This is a genomic window from Paenibacillus oryzisoli (genome assembly GCF_050467285.1).
Taxonomy (GTDB): domain Bacteria; phylum Bacillota; class Bacilli; order Paenibacillales; family NBRC-103111; genus Paenibacillus_E; species Paenibacillus_E oryzisoli_A.
Map to the genome: position 1 here is coordinate 151815 of NZ_JBCMUN010000009.1, position 20640 is coordinate 172454.

23 protein-coding genes and 1 pseudogene are annotated in these 20640 nt (G+C 45.5%); 11 read left to right on the top strand and 13 right to left on the bottom strand.

The features are described 5' to 3' along the window. Positions 1-65 precede the first annotated feature (65 nt). Both ABE504_RS16025 and ABE504_RS16030 read left to right on the top strand, forming a co-directional pair. Positions 66-860 carry a VOC family protein gene (locus ABE504_RS16025; protein ID WP_430090400.1) on the top strand — a complete coding sequence of 265 codons (795 nt, stop codon included), beginning with the start codon at positions 66-68 and terminating at the stop codon, positions 858-860. Further along, positions 860-1318 carry an NUDIX hydrolase gene (locus tag ABE504_RS16030; protein ID WP_430090402.1) on the top strand — a complete coding sequence of 153 codons (459 nt, stop codon included), beginning with the start codon at positions 860-862 and terminating at the stop codon, positions 1316-1318. The genes ABE504_RS16025 and ABE504_RS16030 overlap by 1 nt, the downstream gene beginning before the upstream one ends. A gap of 52 nt (positions 1319-1370) precedes the next feature. On the opposite strand, the gene ABE504_RS16035 is transcribed toward ABE504_RS16030, so the two are convergent. Together ABE504_RS16035 and ABE504_RS16040 are read right to left on the bottom strand one after the other, a co-directional pair. After that, positions 1371-2552, bottom strand: a complete 1182-nt coding sequence (locus ABE504_RS16035; protein ID WP_430090405.1) for an NAD(P)/FAD-dependent oxidoreductase — start codon at positions 2550-2552, stop codon at positions 1371-1373. Positions 2553-2572: 20 nt separating this feature from the next. Beyond that, positions 2573-3004, bottom strand: a complete 432-nt coding sequence (locus ABE504_RS16040) for a DUF1641 domain-containing protein (RefSeq protein WP_430090407.1) — start codon at positions 3002-3004, stop codon at positions 2573-2575. A gap of 278 nt (positions 3005-3282) precedes the next feature. On the opposite strand from ABE504_RS16040, the gene ABE504_RS16045 reads away from it, so the two are divergent. After that, positions 3283-4002, top strand: a complete 720-nt coding sequence (locus ABE504_RS16045) for a YebC/PmpR family DNA-binding transcriptional regulator (protein WP_430090410.1) — start codon at positions 3283-3285, stop codon at positions 4000-4002. 203 nt (positions 4003-4205) lie between these two features. Here the strand turns inward: ABE504_RS16045 and gluQRS are convergent, their stop codons facing one another. The 3 genes from gluQRS to ABE504_RS16060 form a co-directional block, all read right to left on the bottom strand. Then, positions 4206-5162: a tRNA glutamyl-Q(34) synthetase GluQRS gene (gene gluQRS, locus ABE504_RS16050; RefSeq protein ID WP_430091351.1), complete on the bottom strand. Its 957-nt coding sequence runs from the start codon at positions 5160-5162 to the stop codon at positions 4206-4208. 7 nt (positions 5163-5169) lie between these two features. Then, positions 5170-6966, bottom strand: a complete 1797-nt coding sequence (locus ABE504_RS16055) for a sensor histidine kinase (protein WP_430090413.1) — start codon at positions 6964-6966, stop codon at positions 5170-5172. A gap of 108 nt (positions 6967-7074) precedes the next feature. Next, positions 7075-7467, bottom strand: coding sequence for a hypothetical protein (locus ABE504_RS16060; protein WP_430090416.1), 393 nt, complete (start codon positions 7465-7467; stop codon positions 7075-7077). A 277-nt stretch (positions 7468-7744) separates the two neighbouring features. On the opposite strand from ABE504_RS16060, the gene vanR-A reads away from it, so the two are divergent. From vanR-A to ABE504_RS16095, 7 genes are all read left to right on the top strand, one after another. Beyond that, positions 7745-8440 carry a vancomycin resistance response regulator transcription factor VanR-A gene (gene vanR-A / locus ABE504_RS16065; protein ID WP_430091353.1) on the top strand — a complete coding sequence of 232 codons (696 nt, stop codon included), beginning with the start codon at positions 7745-7747 and terminating at the stop codon, positions 8438-8440. Further along, a complete protein-coding gene (gene vanS, locus ABE504_RS16070; protein ID WP_430090419.1) occupies positions 8418-9566 on the top strand; it encodes a vancomycin resistance histidine kinase VanS in 1149 nt (382 codons plus the stop codon). Before vanR-A ends, vanS begins: the two co-directional genes overlap by 23 nt. A gap of 137 nt (positions 9567-9703) precedes the next feature. Next, positions 9704-10675, top strand: a complete 972-nt coding sequence (vanH, locus tag ABE504_RS16075; protein WP_430090422.1) for a D-lactate dehydrogenase VanH — start codon at positions 9704-9706, stop codon at positions 10673-10675. Continuing rightward, the gene (vanA, locus tag ABE504_RS16080; protein WP_430090424.1) at positions 10668-11699 is read left to right on the top strand and encodes a D-alanine--(R)-lactate ligase; all 1032 of its coding nucleotides are present in this window, start codon (positions 10668-10670) and stop codon (positions 11697-11699) included. The genes vanH and vanA overlap by 8 nt, the downstream gene beginning before the upstream one ends. A gap of 5 nt (positions 11700-11704) precedes the next feature. Then, positions 11705-12313: a D-Ala-D-Ala dipeptidase VanX gene (vanX, locus tag ABE504_RS16085; RefSeq protein WP_430090427.1), complete on the top strand. Its 609-nt coding sequence runs from the start codon at positions 11705-11707 to the stop codon at positions 12311-12313. 22 nt (positions 12314-12335) lie between these two features. Next, the gene (locus ABE504_RS16090; protein ID WP_430090429.1) at positions 12336-13019 is read left to right on the top strand and encodes a FadR/GntR family transcriptional regulator; all 684 of its coding nucleotides are present in this window, start codon (positions 12336-12338) and stop codon (positions 13017-13019) included. Between the two features lie 10 nt (positions 13020-13029). Then, positions 13030-14100, top strand: a complete 1071-nt coding sequence (locus ABE504_RS16095; protein WP_430090432.1) for an undecaprenyldiphospho-muramoylpentapeptide beta-N-acetylglucosaminyltransferase — start codon at positions 13030-13032, stop codon at positions 14098-14100. A gap of 762 nt (positions 14101-14862) precedes the next feature. Here the strand turns inward: ABE504_RS16095 and ABE504_RS16100 are convergent. The 5 genes and pseudogenes from ABE504_RS16100 to ABE504_RS16120 form a co-directional block, all read right to left on the bottom strand. Further along, complete coding sequence (locus ABE504_RS16100; RefSeq protein WP_430090435.1) at positions 14863-15033, bottom strand: histidine phosphatase family protein; 171 nt, start codon at positions 15031-15033, stop codon at positions 14863-14865. Positions 15034-15046: 13 nt separating this feature from the next. Further along, a complete protein-coding gene (locus ABE504_RS16105) occupies positions 15047-15349 on the bottom strand; it encodes a hypothetical protein (RefSeq protein WP_430090437.1) in 303 nt (100 codons plus the stop codon). Positions 15350-15564: 215 nt separating this feature from the next. Continuing rightward, a complete protein-coding gene (locus ABE504_RS16110) occupies positions 15565-16044 on the bottom strand; it encodes a YcxB family protein (RefSeq protein WP_430090440.1) in 480 nt (159 codons plus the stop codon). Between the two features lie 146 nt (positions 16045-16190). Next, positions 16191-16400: pseudogene (locus ABE504_RS16115) on the bottom strand (hypothetical protein); the annotation flags it as partial. 12 nt (positions 16401-16412) lie between these two features. Next, positions 16413-16811: a tyrosine-type recombinase/integrase gene (locus ABE504_RS16120; RefSeq protein ID WP_430090443.1), complete on the bottom strand. Its 399-nt coding sequence runs from the start codon at positions 16809-16811 to the stop codon at positions 16413-16415. A gap of 300 nt (positions 16812-17111) precedes the next feature. On the opposite strand from ABE504_RS16120, the gene ABE504_RS16125 reads away from it, so the two are divergent. Beyond that, entirely contained in the window at positions 17112-18269 is a 1158-nt protein-coding gene (locus ABE504_RS16125; protein ID WP_430090446.1) for a cation:proton antiporter, read from the top strand. Between the two features lie 321 nt (positions 18270-18590). Here ABE504_RS16125 and ABE504_RS16130 read toward each other — a convergent pair whose 3' ends face one another. From ABE504_RS16130 to ABE504_RS16140, 3 genes are all read right to left on the bottom strand, one after another. Next, a complete protein-coding gene (locus ABE504_RS16130; RefSeq protein WP_430090449.1) occupies positions 18591-18878 on the bottom strand; it encodes an Imm30 family immunity protein in 288 nt (95 codons plus the stop codon). Between the two features lie 138 nt (positions 18879-19016). Continuing rightward, entirely contained in the window at positions 19017-19589 is a 573-nt protein-coding gene (locus tag ABE504_RS16135; RefSeq protein WP_430090451.1) for a hypothetical protein, read from the bottom strand. A gap of 173 nt (positions 19590-19762) precedes the next feature. Beyond that, positions 19763-20092, bottom strand: a complete 330-nt coding sequence (locus ABE504_RS16140; protein WP_430091354.1) for a low molecular weight protein tyrosine phosphatase family protein — start codon at positions 20090-20092, stop codon at positions 19763-19765. Positions 20093-20640 lie beyond the last annotated feature (548 nt).

Sequence of the window (20640 nt, forward strand, 5' to 3'; positions counted from 1 at the left end):
GCTGGATAACAGCGAAATAGTACAGTCTACAGACAAGCATCCCGAATGGAGGGGGAGGGAAGACCATGATCACACACTTTGCTGGGCTTACACTGCCGACAGTATCGCTTGCAAACTGCAAGCAGTTTTACCATCAGCCTCTCCAGATGCCGATTGCCGAGGAAAGGAAAACAAGCATCACTTTCCGCGTCACCCCGGATTGCAGTTTAACGTTCGAGGAGAGATTTGAACCCTTGGCGCCGGTCCATTTTGCGTTTGAGGTGCCGCCTTCGGCATTTGACCAGGTTGTTGCTTTTCTCGAGATCGCGCACATTCCGCTGCTTGCCTGGCCGGACGGCAGAATCATCGATACATTCGAAACCGGACGGAATGTGTATTTCCGCGACTGCGACGGCAACTTACTGGAAATCATCATGCATGACTATGTGCAGGAAGGGGTTATCGCGCCTTTCGGCAAGCTGTCGATCCTCTATATGAGAGAAATCGGTTTTCCCGTGGAATCGGTTGCGGAGCATCGGGCCTGGTTGTTGGAACTTTTCGGCTCTAGACTTGCCAAAGTGTATGATAACTTTACTTTTGCAGTGAATGGCACTGCGCATCATGTCGTCACCTCCGTGCAGCGGCGATGGATTCCCATCGGGATGATCGCGCTGCCGCCGCGGATGCAAGTCACTTATGGCGTTTCGGATTCGAGCTTTCTTGAACGAATCGCTTCTCATTTGAGCGAGGCCGAGATCCTACAACAGACCGACAGGGAGCTAGTTTTTCAAAAAGACAAAGTCACCTATCAGCTCCTTATCACGAATGTCGATCCCAACATTCCGAAACGGTTACAACTGCCTGGCACGGAGGCGTCCTAATGGAATACTACAAACAGCTTCGCGCTTATGTCGGGCATCAGCCATTGATTTTACCCGGCGCTGTAGCGATTATCGTCAACCGGGATGGCGAAATCCTGCTCCAAAAACGAAACCAAACCACGTGGGGGCTGCCGGGCGGATTGATGGAACTGGGGGAGTCGCTAGAAGAGACCGTGCGCCGCGAAGTGGTGGAAGAGACAGGGTTAACGATCGGAAAGTTAATGCTATTAAATGTTTATTCCGGCGCCGAGTATCATATCAAGATGGGAAATGGGGATGAGTTCTACGCGGTGACCGCTGTGTACATCACGGAAGAGTTCAGGGGCGAGCTGCAGGTGGATTATGAGGAGACGCATGCGTTGGAATTTTTCGCGCTTGATGCTTTGCCTGAAACGGTCGGGAAGAGCTACCGGAACTATCTGCAAGATTATCGCGCTCATCTCACCGCCAGACGCTAAAGAAAAAGGATGCCTTTCCTTCAATAAGAAGGAGAGACATCCTTGTGTGATTTTAGTAAGCAAGAGCGAAGAGACCGTGAATATGGGAAAGATAACGCACGTTGCTCGCTTCTTTCATCATGGATGCAGGCAGGCCTTTCAGCTGCGTGTTGTTGCCGCCGATGGTGCCGATGCCGTCTTTACGGCCAAGGCTACCAAGTGTTCCGGAGAACACAGGCGTGAATTTCTCCATCGCGCCGCCTTTTAGTTGAACGGACAGGTTGAAACCAACGGTTTCGCCCATTTGCCAAGCCAGTTGCGCCGTTGGCGGGTAAGGACGCTCGCCGCCTTCAGGGAATACAACGGCGCAGTCGCCAGCCAGGAATACGTCCGGATGGGAAGTCGATTGCAGGGTAGACGTAACAGTTGCGCGGCCGCGGTCTTCTGCGATGCCGCAGCTGCCCACGACAGCATTGCCTTTTACGCCGCCAGTCCAGATGATCGTGTTCGTTTCGATCGTTTGGCCGCTTTTCAGGGAAACGGTGTTTTTCGTAGCTTCGGTAATCGCAACGCCAGTCAAGAACGTCACACCGCGTTTCTCAAGGCTCGCTACCGCGCGCTCGATCAGGACTTTAGGGAATACTGGCAGGATCGCAGGGCCCGCTTCAACGCAGTAGATGCTGATGTCGCCAAAATCAATGCCTTTGCTGCGGCAAACTTCAGGCAGTTTGTCGGCAAATTCGCCGACAAGCTCAACGCCAGTCAGACCGCCGCCGCCAACCACGATCGTTGCGTCCGCTTTGTTGCCGGAAGCTTTATATGCATCAAGACGAGCGTATACGTGCTCGCGGATTTGGTTCGCATCGTCAGCGGATTTAAGGATCATGCTGTTTTCTTCAAGTCCTGGGATGCCGAAGTAGTTGGTTTCACTGCCCATCGCAACAACGAGCGCATCGTAAGTATGTACAGCGCCGCTTGCGGTGACCACTTTTTTGTCGTCCGGTTTAATTTCTTTTACCGTGTCAACAATAATGTTAACGTCTTTATCGCCGAGCAGCTTTTGCAGCGGAAGAGCTACAGCTTTTTCTTTGATTGTGCCGCCGGCAAGACGGTGCAATTCGGTAATGATTTGATGGGTAGAATAACGGTTGATGATCGTAATTGTTGCTTCGGAAGACGACAAATGTTTGCGTGCAGTAAGCGCCGTAAGCAGACCGCCATAACCGCCGCCAAGAATTAGTATCTGTTTAGCCATGGGTTATCATCCTTGTCCTGTTAGTTTTTGCGTTCTGCAAGTACGTTCAAGAAAGCTTGCGCGAAACGAAGTGTTTTTTGCACTTCCGGATCTTTCAACATTTTCAACATGCCAAAAAGACCGATTGTCGTTCCAACTTCAGCCTGTGAACGCTCGCCAGCTTCAATCGCAGCCGATGCGATGTCTTTCGCTTTTTCCTGAACAGGCTTCACGAATTCGCCAATCCCTTGTGCAAAATCATTGATCAGCACTTTGTCCGTTGCAATGTTTTGGGCGAAATCATAGGCTTTCGTCAGTACTGTGACCATTTCAGCCAGCTTTGGAAGATTGTCAACAAGCACGGTTAGGGATTGTTGCACCTCAGGCTTTAACAATTGATCCAGTACATCTAACGATTTTGGTTCTGCAGCGATCGTTGCTGCAACTTCTTGAACAGCGGTTGTCTGTGACATACTTATAATCCTCCTCTGCGATGAATAAATCGGGTCATGTCACACTCGATTGGGGAGCAGCGTCGATCCCCTGGAGGTCGTAACATTTTTCACATACGTTAAGATGAAATATTAAATACATATATGAAATACAATCCGTATTCTCATATTCTACACCTTTTGACACGAAATTTATAATTGAAAATATTTCAAATCTGTGACTTTTTTGTGATTCTAGTTTTATTTCGGGGCCCTAACAAGGTATAATAGGGTTAAATTGAACAGAAAGTGGTAGATCTATGGGACGCAAGTGGAATAACATCAAAGAAAAGAAAGCCTCGAAAGATGCCAATACAAGTCGAATTTACGCGAAATTCGGTTTGGAAATTTACGTAGCAGCCCGCAAAGGCGAGCCGAATCCGGAATCGAACCAAGCGCTTCGTTTCGTGTTGGAAAGGGCGAAGACGTACAACGTGCCGCGGGCGATTATCGATCGTGCGATCGAGAAGGCGAAAGGCGGCGGCGAAGAAAGCTACGAAGAGCTTCGCTACGAAGGCTACGGCCCTGCCGGCTCGATGATTATTGTCGAAACGCTGACGAATAACGTGAACCGTACGGCGTCCGCAGTGCGCGCAGCATTCAGCAAAAATGGCGGCAACATGGGCGTCAGCGGCTCCGTAACCTACATGTTCGATCAAACGGCTGTTTTTGGCGTAGAAGGCAAATCGCTGGATGACGTGATGGAAATTTTGCTGGAAGCCGACGCGAATGTGCGCGATCTGGCTGAAGAAGACGAGCTGGTGATGGTGTATGCCGAACCGGATCAGTTCCAAGTGGTGCAGGACGCGCTGAAACAAGCGGGAATCACCGAGTTTGCGATTGCCGAGATCACGATGCTGGCGCAGAACTACATAACGCTTCCTCCCGAAGCGCAAGTACAGTTTGACAAAATCATCAACACGCTCGAAGACCTGGAGGATGTGCAGCAGGTTTATCATAACGTTGAAGAAACAGAATAAACATGAAAAAGACCGGACGAAGCTTATGGCTTTCGATCCGGTCTTTTTTTGTTGGGCGCTTTGGCGCTTGCGGTTATCGACGGGGATCATGCCCGTGCATTAATTAATGACATAATATATATTATGTAAACATTCATGCTTAAATTGAAAACCCGAGAAACGACACTTCATGAAGTGTCTGTCTTTCGGGTTTTGAATGTACCTTAATAAAGCCATTGTAGTTGATCATTCGTCACCCGGATCATGGAGTTGCCGAGCTGCTGCGTGTGGAAGTAGGGAATCAGAGCGGCAGCTGTCACCGGCTCTGGATGTGCCAGCCAGCCCGCGAGATGAGCAAGCAGACCGAGCAGCCGCTCGGGAATGGCGCCTTGAGCGCGAAGGGCTGCGATCGATAAGCTTTTATCCCGCTTGGACAATCGGCTGCCCTCGGCATCGCCAAGTAAGGCGGCATGCGCAAACCGGGGAGGGGTCAAGCCAAGCGCAGCGTATAGCGCCAACTGCCTTGGCGTAGAGTCCAGCAAGTCGCTGCCGCGCAGCACGTCGGTGATCCCCATGGCGGCATCGTCTACGGTTACTGCTAGCTGGTAGCTGAACATACCGTCCGCACGCTTGACGACAAAGTCGCCGATCTCGGAAGCGCTGAAAGCTTGCTCCCCCGCGATGGCATCGTCAAAGCGGCTAATGGACTCCGGCATGGCAAAACGAAGGGCCGGTGATTTTTGTGCACCTTTAGCCAAACGTTCATCTTGCGAAAGCTGGCGGCAATATCCCGGATACACGGGGCCTTCCGAAGAAAGCCCGTGCGGTGCGCTGGCAATAGCGGCAAGCTCCGACCGGCTGCAGTAGCAAGGATAGATGCAACCTTTCGCATGAAGCTGCTGGAGCGCTTCTTCGTAGAGCGCCTCGCGATGACGTTGTTCGTAGGGGGCGAAAGGTCCGCCAATCTGCGGCCCCTCATCCCAATCGAGGCCAAGCCAACGCAAATCGTCCACTTGCTGCGTCTTCAAGTCGGGTCGGGATCGCCCTTTGTCAATATCCTCGATCCGAAGAACAAATTGACCTCCGGCTTGCCGAATTTGCAACCAGGCGCAAAGCGCAGTGAAAGCATTTCCGATATGAAGTTGACCGGATGGGGTGGGGGCAAATCGTCCGCGCCGAATCATAAGCTCACTCCTCTAGGTGAAAACTAGCCATATTGCCAGACATGTTTTCGACATCACTTTTTAAAGGTAGCGCCAAAGAAAACGTCATACCGTTCTCACTTGCATAACATTCAATTGTACCACGATGTTTCTGGAGAGATTGTCTTATAATATGAAGACCTAACCCTTTGTTCCTTTTATTCGTTTTCGTTGAAAATCCAGATTCAAACAAACGCGCCTGTGTGTCAGCGGACACGGGTTGGCAGGAATTTTGAATTCGAATGTGCAGTTGATTTTCCGAGACACTTCCCTCGATACTGACTCTTCGTTCCTGAACTGGCAGCTCCAACGTCGCATCGAACGCATTATCCATTAAGTTGCTAATGACTCTGACCAAGTCCGTCGCTTTCATTGTTGTTAGTCGAAGGCTGTCCATACGACTGAACTCGACGTGCATGGCAATATTGTGCAGCTCCGATTGAGCTAACTTGGCTTGAATGATTGCGCTGATGGCAGGTACGTTAATTTCAATTGCTTTGATTTGATTCTCCAGCATTTTAGCATCGTGGACCAAGGGGCGAATGTAATCTTCCGCACTCTCGTACATTTTGGATTTCAGCATCCAGGAAAGGGCCGTTAAATGGTTGAAAATGTCATGCCGCTGTTCCTTGATGGATTGGACGATGGAATTGATATTATCCACGTACACATCCTGCACATTTTTCACGAGACCTTCATTTCGCTTTCTTGTGAGAATCAGAAAGGCCGAGATTGCGGCCAAGCCTACCGTCGTCACGATCGTCATAAAAATAATGACATCGGACAGCTGTTGATTTAATGCTTTCTGCACCTGGCTGTAGTCGGCGGCAACCATAACCACTTTGGGTATTGATTCTTTTTTGTATTTCAAATTCGACGTGATAAAAGGAGTGAAGCTTTTCAAAACTTTTTTACCATTGATTTGTGTCACGTAATACACCGGTTGATTGAGTCGAATCGCTTCCTGCATTTTGTCACCTTCCAGGGCATCGCGAAAATCGTAGGAGCCATATTCAATCAGACGCTCAGAGTACCAGTTATCCCTTTGATAGGGAGTAGGGCCATTTTTGAAAATTTTCTCCGAATTTAAAACGGCGATTTCCAGTAAATTGTCTTGATTGCTCGCCAGCAGCTTCGTAATGTTGACGTCAACGCCAATTTTGTTGCGATAATGGGAGAGGCTGTTCGCCACATTTACATAAGGGTTGATAATGTAATTCGTTGTTCCATCGAAATACTCTCCCCATTTCCGGACGACACTTTCATCTGTTGATGCGGTATCGATCGGGCCGCTCCAAAAATGCTCGAGCGCTAAGCCCGTGCCGATATTCACCTTCATGTTATTAGAGAGCTGCAACTGCGCATCGTAGACGATTCCCCACGTTTTGGAGCTGGCATCCAACTCTTTAGGATCAGAGGAGCGAACAACCACGAAGTCATCACCCCTGCGTTCAAACAAGCTGATGCCGTCTAGATCAAGCGATTTGGTCAAAGCAACGAGTTGGGCATTATCTACATGATGAAAGTCGGGATCCAAAGCTTCTTGAATCGCCAGCGCAGATGACCGCAGGTTCTGAGCGATCATTTCCTCATAGGAGGCTTCACCCTCGCTTTGGGAGTCGAGCTGGGTTGAGATCGTCGAGGTTAGAATATCGATTTTCTCTTTTTGCTGATTCATGAGAAGGGTTTTGGAGTGACTGTAGTAAGTAATGTTCATCGTAACGATGGCAATTAAAAAAATGATTAATGTTTTAAAAGGGAATTTGTCGAAAATCTTTTGCAATGTAAGAGGGCCCCCTGCAATGATGTTAGCCTTTATTATATCGCATAAATCGTCGGAAAAGGAGGGGGTTCGACTGCGTCATGAGGGAAAAGGGGAGGGGGCGCCGTATTATCGGACGAAATGTCCTCTGCGTTTCCCCCGTGGTAAGAGCACTTTTTTCAATGTATGTAGGAATACTATCCATATCGAGTTTTTCTTCTCTGTACGATGACGCGCGGAGCGAGGCAAATCGATCAAAGCTGGGAGTGAATGGGATGGTCCGTTTTCGTTTAGGGGTTGTTGGGCGTCTTCGACAGGTAACCGTACAGAAATCGAGGCAGCTGCGGCTTCCCGATTACTTTGAAGCAGTGCAGCCATGGACATTTCATATTCCGTTAATCGTTGGTTTAATTGAATATTTTCATCTTTAAGCTCGTGTATGAGCGTATACAGTAGTTTCATAGATAATTTCGGTGTCACGTGTGCTCGCTCAGATTGAAGATCGTTCGAATTTTGAGCCATTATGAATGCCTCCTTTTTAACTTCGATAGGAATCTATTTTCATAGAATAGCCGATTTCGCTTAAAATGTTGCTCGAATATCGTTGTCGTTTTGTAACTTTTCATGATGAATGATTGAAGAAAGGAGGGCAATTGTTTACATAATATATGTTATGTTTTTAATGAGATGAATAACAGATAAATAATATGCCTAGTTGTAAGTGCAGCGGTAAATATCCTATAATTAGGTTCTTCGTAGTAGGCGATCGTAAAGATTTGTTAAAAGAGGGGTGATAATGATGAGCGAAAAAATACTCGTTGTGGACGATGAACGCGAAATTGCCGATTTGGTTGAGCTGTATCTGAAAAACGAGAATTATACAGTTTTCAAGTACTATACAGCCGAAGAAGCATTGGCCTGTATCGACAAGACCGAGCTCGACCTTGCCATACTGGATATCATGCTTCCCGGTTCAAGCGGCCTCACCATCTGCCAAAAGATACGGGATAAGCACACCTATCCCATTATCATGCTAACAGCGAAAGATTCGGAGGTAGATAAAATTACAGGGCTGACCATCGGCGCGGACGATTATATCACGAAGCCCTTTCGCCCGTTGGAGTTAGTTGCGCGGGTTAAGGCGCAGCTGCGCCGCTACAAGAAATACAGTGGAACAGTGGTCAAAAGTGACAATGTGATTGTCCACTCCGGTCTTGTGATCGATATTAATACGCACGAGTGCTTTTTGAACGAAAAACCGCTATCTCTCACACCTACTGAATTTTCAATTCTACGCATCCTCTGTGAAAACAAGGGGAATGTGGTCAGCTCCGAGCAGTTATTCCATGAGATCTGGGGCGACGAATATTTCAGCAAGAGCAACAACACCATCACCGTACATATCCGGCATCTGCGTATCAAAATGAATGATACCCTTGATAATCCGAAGTATATAAAAACGGTATGGGGGGTTGGCTATAAAATTGAGAAATAAGAATAGAAAAACCGATTACTCCAAACTCATACGAAAACTCTATTTGTATATCTTTTTAACGGTTACGGCAGCCGTTATATTCGTGTTGTTTTTGCGCTTATTTGCCCAGCGGCAAGCAGCGGTTGGGGATTGGATCGTAGGTTTTTTGGAAAACAGTTTTCACTTAGACCATCGGATTGCGCTGAGCATCTACCATTATACAATACGGAACAATATGGAAATCTTTATTTCTGTAGCGATTGCCATTAGTATTCTGATTCTATGCCGCGTCATGCTGTCGAAATTTTCAAAATACTTTGATGAGATCAATACCGGCATTGATATTCTTATTCAGAACGAAGATAAACCCATTGAGTTTTCTGCGGAAATGGATTTCATGGAGCAGAAGCTGGGGGCATTAAAACGGACGCTTGAAAAGCGAGAGCAGGACGCGAAGCTGGCCGAACAAAGAAAAAATGACGTTGTTATGTACTTGGCGCACGATATTAAAACGCCCCTTACATCCGTTATCGGTTATTTGAGCCTGTTTGACGAGGCGCCGGACATGCCGGCAGAACAAAAGGCAAAGTATGTCCATATCACATTGGATAAAGCGTATCGACTGGAACAGCTTATTGACGAGTTTTTTGAAATTGCGCGGTATAACCTCCAAACGATCACGCTCACGAAAAAGCGCATCGACCTCTACTACATGCTCGTGCAGATGATCGATGAATTTTATCCCCAGCTTGCCTCGCATGGAAAACAGGCGGTTATCCATGCGCCCGAGGATCTAGCCGTATCCGGTGACCCCGATAAGCTGGCGAGGGTCTTTAACAACATTTTAAAAAACGCCGCTGCCTACAGTGAGGACAACAGCGTCATTGACATTACGGCGGGCCTCTCCGGGGATAAGGTGTCCATCGTTTTCAAAAACGCAGGAAGCATTCCCAACGATAAGCTCGCGGCCATATTTGAAAAGTTTTACCGGCTGGACGATGCGCGTTCTTCCGATACGGGCGGCGCGGGACTTGGACTCGCGATTGCCAAAGAAATCATTGTACAGCATGGCGGGCAGATTTATGCGGAAAGCAAAGATAACTACACGACATTCACGGTAGAGCTTCCAGCCTTGCCCGTTTCTTAGGAAAATCTCAAGGCTATCTTTACTTTTTCTTAGGAAATTCACCATTTAAAATTAAAAAATGGCTCGTTCTTAGGCGGTAAACTTAAACCGTAAGAACGAGCTTTTTCGTTTCGCCATAGAAAGGAATGGTCTTCAGTATGAAAAACATCGGCATTACCGTTTATGGATGCGAGCAGGATGAGGGGGATGCATTCCGTGCCCTTTCGCCGCGCTTTAGCGTTACGCCCACGATCATTCATGCCGTCTTGTCGGAAGACAACGCCATATCGGCCCTTGGTAATCCATGTATCAGCGTGGGACACAAATCCGAGGTTTCCGCGTCTTTGCTTCTTGCGCTGAAGAAAGCCGGCGTGAAATACATTTCCACCCGAAGCGTCGGCTGCAATCATATAGATACAATCGCCGCTAAGGAGCTGGGCATCGCTGTCGGCAATGTAGCGTATTCGCCGGATAGCGTTGCCGATTTTACAATCATGCTGATGCTGATGGCCGTACGCAATGTGACATCTATTGTGCGCTCAGTGGAACAAGATGATTTCAGGCTGGACAGCGTCCGTGGCAAGGTGCTGCGTGACATGACAGTCGGCGTGCTGGGAACCGGGCAAATCGGCCAAGCGGTTATTGAGCGGCTACATGGGTTTGGCTGTCATGTGCTGGCTTACGATCGCAGCCAAAAAATAGAGGCCAATTACGTTCCGTTGGATACGCTGCTGCATAATAGCGATATCGTTACGCTTCATGTGCCGCTGAGTGCGGATACGCACCATATCATCGGCCACGAACAAATCAGGGGAATGAAGCAAGGCGCGTTTATGATCAATACAGGGCGGGGTTCGCTTGTAGATACCGACGTGCTGGTTCAAGCCTTGGAACACGGAAATCTGGGCGGTGCCGCCTTGGATGTATTGGAGGGAGAGGAAGGGATTTTTTACTTTGATTGCACACGCAAATCCATTGACAATCCATTTTTACGAAAACTCCAAAGGATGCCAAATGTGATTCTCACGCCGCATACGGCTTATTATACCGAACAGTCGCTGCGTGATACCGTTTTAAAAACGATTAAAAACTGTGTGGATTTTGAAAGGAGCCTGACGACGCATGAATAGAGTAAAAGTTGCAATCCTGTTTGGTGGTAGCTCGGAGGAACATGATGTATCGGTTAAATCCGCAATTGAGATCGCCGCTCATATTGATAACGACAAATACGAGCCGATATACATTGGCATTACGAAATCCGGTGTTTGGAAATTGTGCGAAAAACCTAGCGTGGAATGGGAAAATGGCAGTTGCTATACAGCCGTGCTCTCACCGGATAAACAAATGCACGGATTGCTTGTTCGTAAGAACCATGAATATGAAATCCGCCAAATTGATGTAGTCTTTCCAGTTTTGCACGGCAAGTCGGGTGAGGATGGCGCCATACAAGGACTGTTTGAATTGTCCGGTATCCCCTATGTGGGCTGCGATATTCAAAGCTCAGCAATTTGTATGGACAAATCGTTGGCATACATCGTTTCGAAGAATGCTGGTATTGCTACTCCCGAATTTTGGGTTATTGATACAGATGATAAGACGGCGACAGATGCCTTTACCTATCCTGTTTTTGTTAAGCCGGCGCGTTCAGGCTCATCCTTTGGTGTGACAAAAGTAGGCAGCGCAGACGAATTGGATGCCGCAATTGAATTAGCCAGACAATATGACAGCAAAATCTTAATTGAGCAGGCTGTTGTGGGCAGTGAGGTCGGTTGTGCCGTATTGGGAAACGGTGCTGAGTTGATTGCTGGCGAGGTGGATCAAATCAGGCTGAAGCACGGGATTTTTCGCATTCATCAGGAAGCCGAGCCGGAAAAAGGCTCTGAAAACGCAGTGATCACCGTTCCCGCAGACCTGCCGGCAGAGGAGCGAGGACGGGTACGGGACACGGCTAAGAAAATATATAAAGCACTCGGCTGCAGAGGTCTTGCCCGGGTTGATATGTTTTTACAAGATAACGGTCACATTGTGCTTAACGAAGTCAATACCTTGCCTGGGTTCACGTCCTACAGCCGTTATCCCCGTATGATGGCCGCTGCAGGAATAACGCTTCCCGAACTGATTGACCGTCTGATCGTACTAGCGTTAAAGGGGTGAACATGATGGAAAAGGGATTTGTTTTTTTAGATGAAGTCTTGCACGGTGTTCGCTGGGATGCTAAATATGCCACATGGGACAACTTCACAGGGAAACCCGTAGACGGTTATGAGGTCAATCGTATCATCGGGACCTATGCCTTAGCCTCTGCGCTGTTGGAAGTGCAGAAGCAAGCGGCGGCTCTTGGATATGGATTGCTGTTATGGGACGGGTATCGGCCCAAACGTGCGGTAGATTGCTTCGTGCGTTGGTCCGATCAACCGGAAGACAACCTCACCAAAGAACGATTCTATCCGAACATCGAGCGCACCGAAATGTTTGCCAAGGGATATATCGCGTTACAATCAAGTCATAGCCGCGGAAGTGCTATTGATCTTACGCTTTACCACTTGGATACAGATCATCTCGTTTCCATGGGAGGAAGCTTCGATTTGATGGATGAGCGTTCACACCATGCGGCCAACGGGATTACAAGCAATGAAGCGCACAATCGGAGGCTTTTGCGTTCCATCATGGAAAACAGCGGGTTTGAAGCCTATAGCTTCGAATGGTGGCACTATGTATTAAGAAATGAACCCTACCCCAACAGCTATTTTGATTTTCCTGTTTTATAGGGAAAACTTGGGGGCGCTTATGATGAATTTGTATAAGAAAAACTACGAGATCATTGCGGACGAGCTGCGCCGTATTCTCGAGGCGGGACTCATCAAGCCGGGAGAGAAGCTCGATTCGATCGACCAATTGGCTGCGCAGTATCGGGTCGGCCGATCCACAGTCCGCGAGGCGCTCAGCCATTTGAAAGCGCTCGGTCTTGTTGAATCACGGCAAGGGGGAGGCACCTATGTCAAGAAGCCCGGTCCTAGGCCGCAGGCAGTGCTTGATTCGCTGCAGACGTCGAACGCCGAGCTGATCGAAGTGCTGCAGGTGCGCAAGATTATCGAAGTCGGGGCGGCCGAACTGGCCGCCAACTATCGTACCGAAGATGACGTCAAAGAGCTTGGCAAAATCATCGAGCAGATGAGGAATGCCGTAGGTAACGAGGACATAAGCCAAATTTACGAAACGAATTTTCATCTCGCCATCGCCAAAGCGTCTGGCAACAAGATGCTCGAGTCCATGATGACGCACATTTCTTCTGCGATACACCGAACGATTCAAGACAGCCGCAGGCTATGGCTCTATAGCGGTAAAGATACAGCCGGCAAGCTTTTCGAAGAACATAGAAGGTTGTTCGAAGCGATTCGTGACCGCGATCCACAAGCGGCGGCAGCGACCATGACCAGGCATCTCGCCCAAGCCGAGAGTGCCTTGCAGAGGTGACTTTTATCTTATGAAAAAAATCGTCTTTACCGGCGGGGGCTCGGCCGGCCATGTGACGCCGAATCTGGCACTCATGGCCAGGCTCAAAGCTGCCGGCTGGGATATCGCCTATATAGGCTCCAAAGACGGCATTGAGAAAGAAATCGTGGAGCATGAGGGAGTACCGTTTCATCCGATCAGTTCCGGCAAGCTTCGCCGTTATGTTGACGTCAAAAATTTTACGGACCCGCTGAACGTCCTGAAAGGCGTCGGCCAAGCGTATCGACTGCTGCGGTGTCTGAAGCCCGACATCGTGTTCTCCAAGGGCGGCTTCGTTTCCGTCCCTGTCATTATCGGGAGTTGGCTGAATCGCATCCCCATCATCATTCATGAGTCCGATTACACGCCCGGACTGGCCAACAAAATATCGATACCGTTAGCAACGCGCGTGTGTGTGACATTTCCGGAAACGATGCGGCACGTAAGAGGGGACAAGACGGTTTGCACCGGCTTGCCGATCCGCGAGCAAATCGTGCAGGGGAAGGCATTGAACGGGTTGTCGCTGTGCGATTTTCATCAGCAAAAGCCGGTCCTGCTCGTTATCGGAGGCAGTCTCGGCGCGAAGAAGATCAACGAAGCTCTATGGGCATCTCTCGGCATGCTGCTGGAGAAATTCCAGATTATTCATATTTGCGGAAAAGGGAACACCAACGCGGAGCACGAAGGGCGTCGAGGTTATAAGCAGTTTGAGTATGTGCAGGAGCAGCTTCCCGACTTGCTCGCTGCCAGCAATGTGGTCGTTTCCCGTGCAGGCTCAACATCGATCTTCGAACTACTGGCGCTTTGCAAGCCGATGCTGCTCATTCCTCTGACGCGCCAGGTGAGCCGGGGCGACCAGCTATTGAATGCGGAGTCGTTCCGCAAGCAAGGGTTTGCACGGGTTTTGTTCGAGGAAGAGTTGACGCCTGAGTCACTTGTGCGTGAAGTGCTGGAGACGATGAAAAGCGGTGAAAAGCTGAAGCAGAGAATGTCGTCAGCCAGAAGTATCAACGGGACCGACGCCATTCTGCGGTTGATCGAGCAGCTAAGCATAAGAGCATAATCGTAATGGGTTAAAAAAGTATTGATTCACTTCATGAGGCAACCTGAAGGAATTACAGAGTGGATCCCCACTTGTAGGGGGCCGTATGTCCTAGATAGATTCCTTTAACCACGATAGGGGCACTTCTGAAGAGGACTCAACCATTGAACGGAGTGTTAGGGTAATTTTGACGTCGGCACCGTAACAGTGGTAAAACGTTCGATATTCACGGCAATTCGGGATCCTTAGCACAGCAATGGCAGCTTGTAAGTGCGCCATAACTTGTTGACGTAACTAAACACCCATTTTCTTATCATTTAGAAAATGGGTGTTTAGGCAATGGTGGTGAAAATATTAATGCTGCGTTAAATACAGAACCGACGCAGATTATTAAATTAGGACTGACACACACACTAGAGATCTATCGGAATGATGACTACTTCACAAAATCCGTATTTTATACATATGTCTATATTCATAGTTTTAACGTTGATAAGCTTGCGCTTATATGGCTTGTGTCACAATCGGCCTTTTGCTTTTTCGATGATTATTTTTTCACCTTGGTTAAGCCAGTTTTGAATTACTGTCCGATCTGCTACTATTTTTCTTTCCCCAGAAGAACCCCATCAAACAATTCGACTCTATTTACCATAATAAGAGCGCCTCCTTGATGGTGTTGGGTATTAACCCCGTCGACAAACCCATAGTGCTGATAAACTAAAACAAGCGATGGATCGGCTCTCTTTATTTTAGTTCTTTTTTGTAGTCCAAATCCTTTGAATCTTAGGTGTATGATCCAGGGCTGCAAATAATATTTTTAATTCCCTTATCAATGAGAAAGTCTGCAAGTTCTTGGGCTTGCGCAAGTCCTTCTGTTGTTAATTCTGCTTCAGCGACTTGCCCCACAGCTTTACAATGACGAATAATATACAGTTTTTCTATTAGGTTCACCACCTTAAGCCGCAATCTACTTTATGAAATCAATAAGTATCAGCCCATCTTCGTTCATTTTCCAAATAGCTCTATAATAAAACTCAGAGAATTTTTCCTCTTCTTGGCTTCCTTGAATTCCAAAAAAATGGTTTATCAAGTCTTTTTCACTATTATCAAATAACCAGCCGCTCATATCCTCTAGGTTCCATCCTGTATTTATATCAAAAAATGTTCTTCCTTCATATTTGTTCGGAAAGAATCTTTTACTCTGTATAATAGCCTGATGCTCAACAAATTCAATAAAGTCATCCATACTTGTTACACCGCCTGACTTCATATTTATTCTCACCAGAATAGTACCACATATTGGAACAAACCTGCCCGTTAGGGTGAGTGAAGGCCGCCTATCGTGCCGGCAGCCTCCCATTGTATTGTATATTAAACAAACTGTTCTCCGTTAGTGTAATGATGTTCGATTCTCGAGGGCCGAATGGCCCGAAGCGTGAATATGCTGATATATGCTGCTATTGCCATCCTCAAACACATCCAAATTTATTTATTAATTTTTGCTGTTATTAATTTTATGAATTCATTCTTTTCTTCATTGTTTTGAAAAGCTCTTTTTGGAATTATAGAGTAACTTCTCGTTCCGTATATTAGGTAAATGAAATCTTTAGTTTCCTTGATTCTCTTATAGTAATCCCATTGAATTGTGGACTTAAGACTTCCTGCACTAAACAAAATTTCATCCTCATTAAATGTTAGGATGTATTCTTCCTTATATTTAGGCTCTCTTCTAAAAACTACTCTCGGTACAACGACCATTCTTGTAAAGATAATAAAAAAGAACAGTATAGAGATTACGACGATAAAAGCAGCAAACAGTTGATTAGTATCTGTCTTTAGCGAATAAAGACCATAAACGAGTAGTGCAACTGCCACTACGATATCAAAAATAACTCGCTTAAAATTATGAATTTGATTCATTGCAGTAGTAAATTCTCTTTCAGAGTATTTATAAGTTATCTTCACTGTTTAGTTCCTTCCAAAATTGTAGTTGCAGTAGTTGCAAAGAACGTCATATTTGCGAGCTTCGCAAACACTTAAAATGCTTGACATATTCGTGAATCGGATTTCACTTCGGTTGACCGATAGAACTTTAAGAAGTCCGCTTCATTTCATAACGGCGGCCTTACAAGTTGATCCGCAATTTCTCGACTTCTTTCGCAGCTTCCATCTGTTGTTCTGGCTAAATACTTCTTTAACCATACTTTACACTCGGTGGTGAAGTAAACCTCTCTTTGCTTTGAACCCTTCCCATTTACAATGGCAGAGCAGTTCTCCCAGTTCAGATCCTCAATGTTTATCTTCTCAACCTCTCCAATACGGCAGCCGGTACTCTAGAGAAATTCAAGCAGGGCTCTTTCCCTTAGTGTCTGACAAGAGATCTTCAGATGAATGACATCTTCCTCCATCAAAAACTTTGGAATTCGCTTATCCATTTTAGGCTCGCGAAGTTTGAGCGAAGGGTTTGTTGGTAAATAGGTCTCTTCATATGCAAATCGAAATAGGGAACGTACAAACCGGATGCGGTGCCCTAGGCTGCTTGGCTTTAATCGATCGGATTGCTTAGCCAGGTACTCCTTCAACATATTCAGATTTATCTCGGAAATATCTATATCACCGAGATTTGAAACCAGCATCTTGAGCTGCAAACCATATGCTTTCAACGTATTTGGACTAAACCCTTGAATTCGCTTATCCGCTTCATAATGATGCCAAAGTTCGCTTAAAATCATAATAAAACCTCCTATTAGAGCAATTAATTCTAGTTTGCTTCTAATAGAAGGTTTTAAACTGATCGGTTCAACTAGCGTTCACCGTTAGTTCAACCACCCTCCATTTTGGATTCTAAGGGAAATATACTCGAATTGAATCCCTAGGGGTTAACCACTATCTTTGAATCGAAAATTGCAGGCTTTATGGGCGTTAAAATCGCTGTTTTGTTATCGATTAAAGTGGGTTATATTATTAATACGAATTCGATATTCTGTCGGGCATCTATCCGGAAGATGTACGGTTATGAGGTGCAGTTTAAATTGGATTTCATCTATTATTTATTGTTAATCTTATTACTTACAAAGATTTTTGGGCATATTACAACGTTGTTGGGGCAACCCTCTGTGCTTGGAAAACTCCTCATTGGTATTATCATCGGACCAGCTTTCTTTGGCTGGATAGAAAGTAATGACTTCATTCATTACTTTGCAGAAATTGGAGTTATACTACTGATGTTTATTGCAGGTCTAGAAACAGATTTAGAACAATTAAAGCAAACTTGGAAATCCGCTTTCGCTGTCGCAATTGGTGGAATCATATTGCCATTTCTAGGCGGCTACGCTGCAGCCGATGCGTTTGGACTTAATCATAATTATTCGCTCTTTATGGGAGTCGTTTTTAGTGCAACGTCAGTCAGCATTTCAGTACAGGTACTAAAAGACTTAAATAGGCTTAACTCACGTGAGGGTACAACGATCCTCGGGGCTGCCGTTGTTGATGATGTGTTAGTTGTCATCCTTCTAGCAGTAATGATGAGTTTTTTAGGTGCCGGAACAGCTGTTTCGCTGGGAATGTTAATTAGCAAAAAAATCATTTTCTTTATCATTACGGTAATCGTTGGATGGTTTGTTGTTCCAAGATTCATGAAAATACTTGAAAGGATAACGGTTACTGAACCAGTTATCACAATGGCTCTTGTGGTTTGCTTTGCATTCGCTTATTTTGCTGACTTAATGGGGATGGCCGCAATTATAGGTGCTTTTGCAGCTGGTATTTCTATTTCCCAAACGTCATTTAAGAATACTGTCGAATCAAAAATCGAACCAATAGCTTACTCCATATTTGTCCCTGTATTCTTCGTCAGTATTGGATTAAATGTGTCGTTTAAAGGTATTGGCAATCAAATAGGTTTCATAATTGTATTAACCGTCGTAGCAGTTCTTACTAAGCTAATTGGCGGGGCTTTAGGAGCAAGAATAACTGGAATGAATAATCGTTCTGCCCTCGCAGTTGGATCAGGAATGATATCGCGTGGAGAAGTCGCACTAATCATTGCTTCAGCGGGTTTACAAGCTAAACTACTTCCCAATGAATACTTTACTTCTGTTGTAATTACGGTCATCTTAACCACATTGATTGCTCCGCCGATGCTTAAATTGTTTTTCAGAGATACCGCTACAAAAAGAGGCTCCCAATGACCAGGAGCCTCTTCATCTTTTCACGCTAAACTGCCCTTTAGCTTAATGAAAAAGGAACTGCTGCCAGCCGCGTGCAAACTGCTCCATGATTGTGCAACTATAGTTCTCCTCAGCATAATGAACAACAATTCACTTAATCAGCCTGTTTTAAAGCCTTTAGAGTGTCCAAAACACCTGCTTCAAATTTAACGGGGTTCTTTGCTTTTATTTCATTTAACTGCTTAAAAACAATGTCTTTAATAGCTTGATTTGCATGCGAAATCACAATTGAATAGTGTTCTCGCGATGGCAAGTGATTTATGATTCTTTTATGTATTATTTTCATCCATTCGCTAGCATGGGTAACATGTTAGGTAACGAGCTCGCAAGTACTGTTAATGTCGTCTTGGAACCAAAAACATTATCATATGCTTCAATCGCATGAACCAATCCAAACATGACCTCGTCTTTTTCAGTTTTATCGTCGAATCCTAAGCATAGATATTTAATGTTTTCAACTTTGTTTTCTTTCGAAATTGTTGCTATTGCTTCTTCAAAATGAACAATCTCTTGTTCATTACGCAGCAATCGATTTTCAACTAACATTTGGACTACGTTTTCTATATGCATAAAATCTCCTGTTCACTTGTATTACTTACTAAATTCTAGGAAATCACCACGTTAACCTGCCCGTTACTTCAACGGACAACGGCAGCCAAACGTGTGCTGGCTGCCGTTATTGTGATTGAACTATCGTTCGTCGTTAGATTAATCATTTCGAGCAATATTTCGAATAATCAGTTCAGGTGAGCTTGAAGTCGAATACCAATCAAAATGTGAATGACCTGCAAACGACGAAGCCAAATGTGCGCAGGAATGGGTCAACAATTCAAGTCCTAATCTTGAGGTATTGAATAGAACAAGGTCTTTATCAGCATCAATCCTTAACTGCTTCTCATATTTCCAGCTTGTCCATTTGTCCCAAAACGCCTCATCCTCGTTATTTTCAATAGTTAAGTCCATTTTCGATTTCAACTTAGAGCTCTTAAGTGCTAATTTTATTTCCTTGATAAGCTTTCGATTTAAAGGGGTGACAGCACCATTGAAGATAAATAGGTCAGCATTTTCGGGTGTTTCCCGTTGAAGAAAAAGCACATCATCAGTGTCATGACAATGCTTAAGGAGAGATGATAACAAAAACATCTCGGGGGAATCTTTAGCGTCAAGAAGTAGAATACGCCCCATCTCTTCTGTCATAATTATCCCAATTTCTTGTTGGTATAGATGAATAACTTTTAAATCGAGTGAGCCTACTCTAAGTTCGTTTCGATTCAAAATCATATGTTAATACCCTCCGTCAAATGGTAACTCCAGAATAACAGGTATTCCCAAATAGAGTAAAGACTGAACTAACGCTCGTTAGCACAACGCGGCTGCCGATCCAAGCCGACAGCCGCATTGTACTTCTTTTTTGAGCTATAGTTCACCGTTACTTCAATAACATTCGATACTCATTACTCTGGGACTTCAATATATTCCGATACTCTAGCTTTAAGTATTTCAATTAGTTCTTCATCCATATAACCATAATCGTCGGGTATTTCTAGGTTCCAGATGGGCTTTTCATTAAGCGTTGATCCAAATTTATGTTTAAGTCGGCTTAAATGCTTTTTTTCCATTACAAATATGAGATCTGCCCAACCAATGTGTCCATTTGTTACCTTAATCCTAGCACCATCTTCTGTCCCAGCAGACCTCACATCATAACCATTATATTTATGAAATATTTTTTCGGCAGTTGGGCTTCGCCATTTGTTTCTGCTACATATAAACAAAATTTTTATATTTATCATCCTCTTATCAAATCCACTGGTTTTTACCACTCTACGGATAATAATACACTAAAAGTTGGTACGTAGGTTGAGCTCTTGTTCTCCCGAGGGAGTTGAACGTTTAACTGTTATATGGCATTAAAATCATGTTCTTCGGGAAGCAAGCAGGACATGAAATAATTCTTTCAATCTTGTTTGCATACATAAGGGGAACATCCTTAATCATAAGAAAATGATTACCACACTCTGGACAAGGCACATTTTCGGTTGAATTTGATGCGAGTATTTTTCCAGCTCCAATCACTTCGAGGTAGCTCTCTTCTTCCAAAATGGGATATAAATCGGTTGTATTTTTTCGATTTTTTCAACTGTTTATTTAAATCCCAAACCTCAGGTTTTGATTGTTCATAAAACCACGTCGCTCCAGCGCTCACCCATTTGTTTCTGTAACTCTCAAAAGTGTGACCATCGTGGATATCATCAAATCCAAATTCAAAACCGCTACAGGGAGCGTAATGACCTGTCATCTAAGGTACGATTTACCTCGCAATCTGTAACGG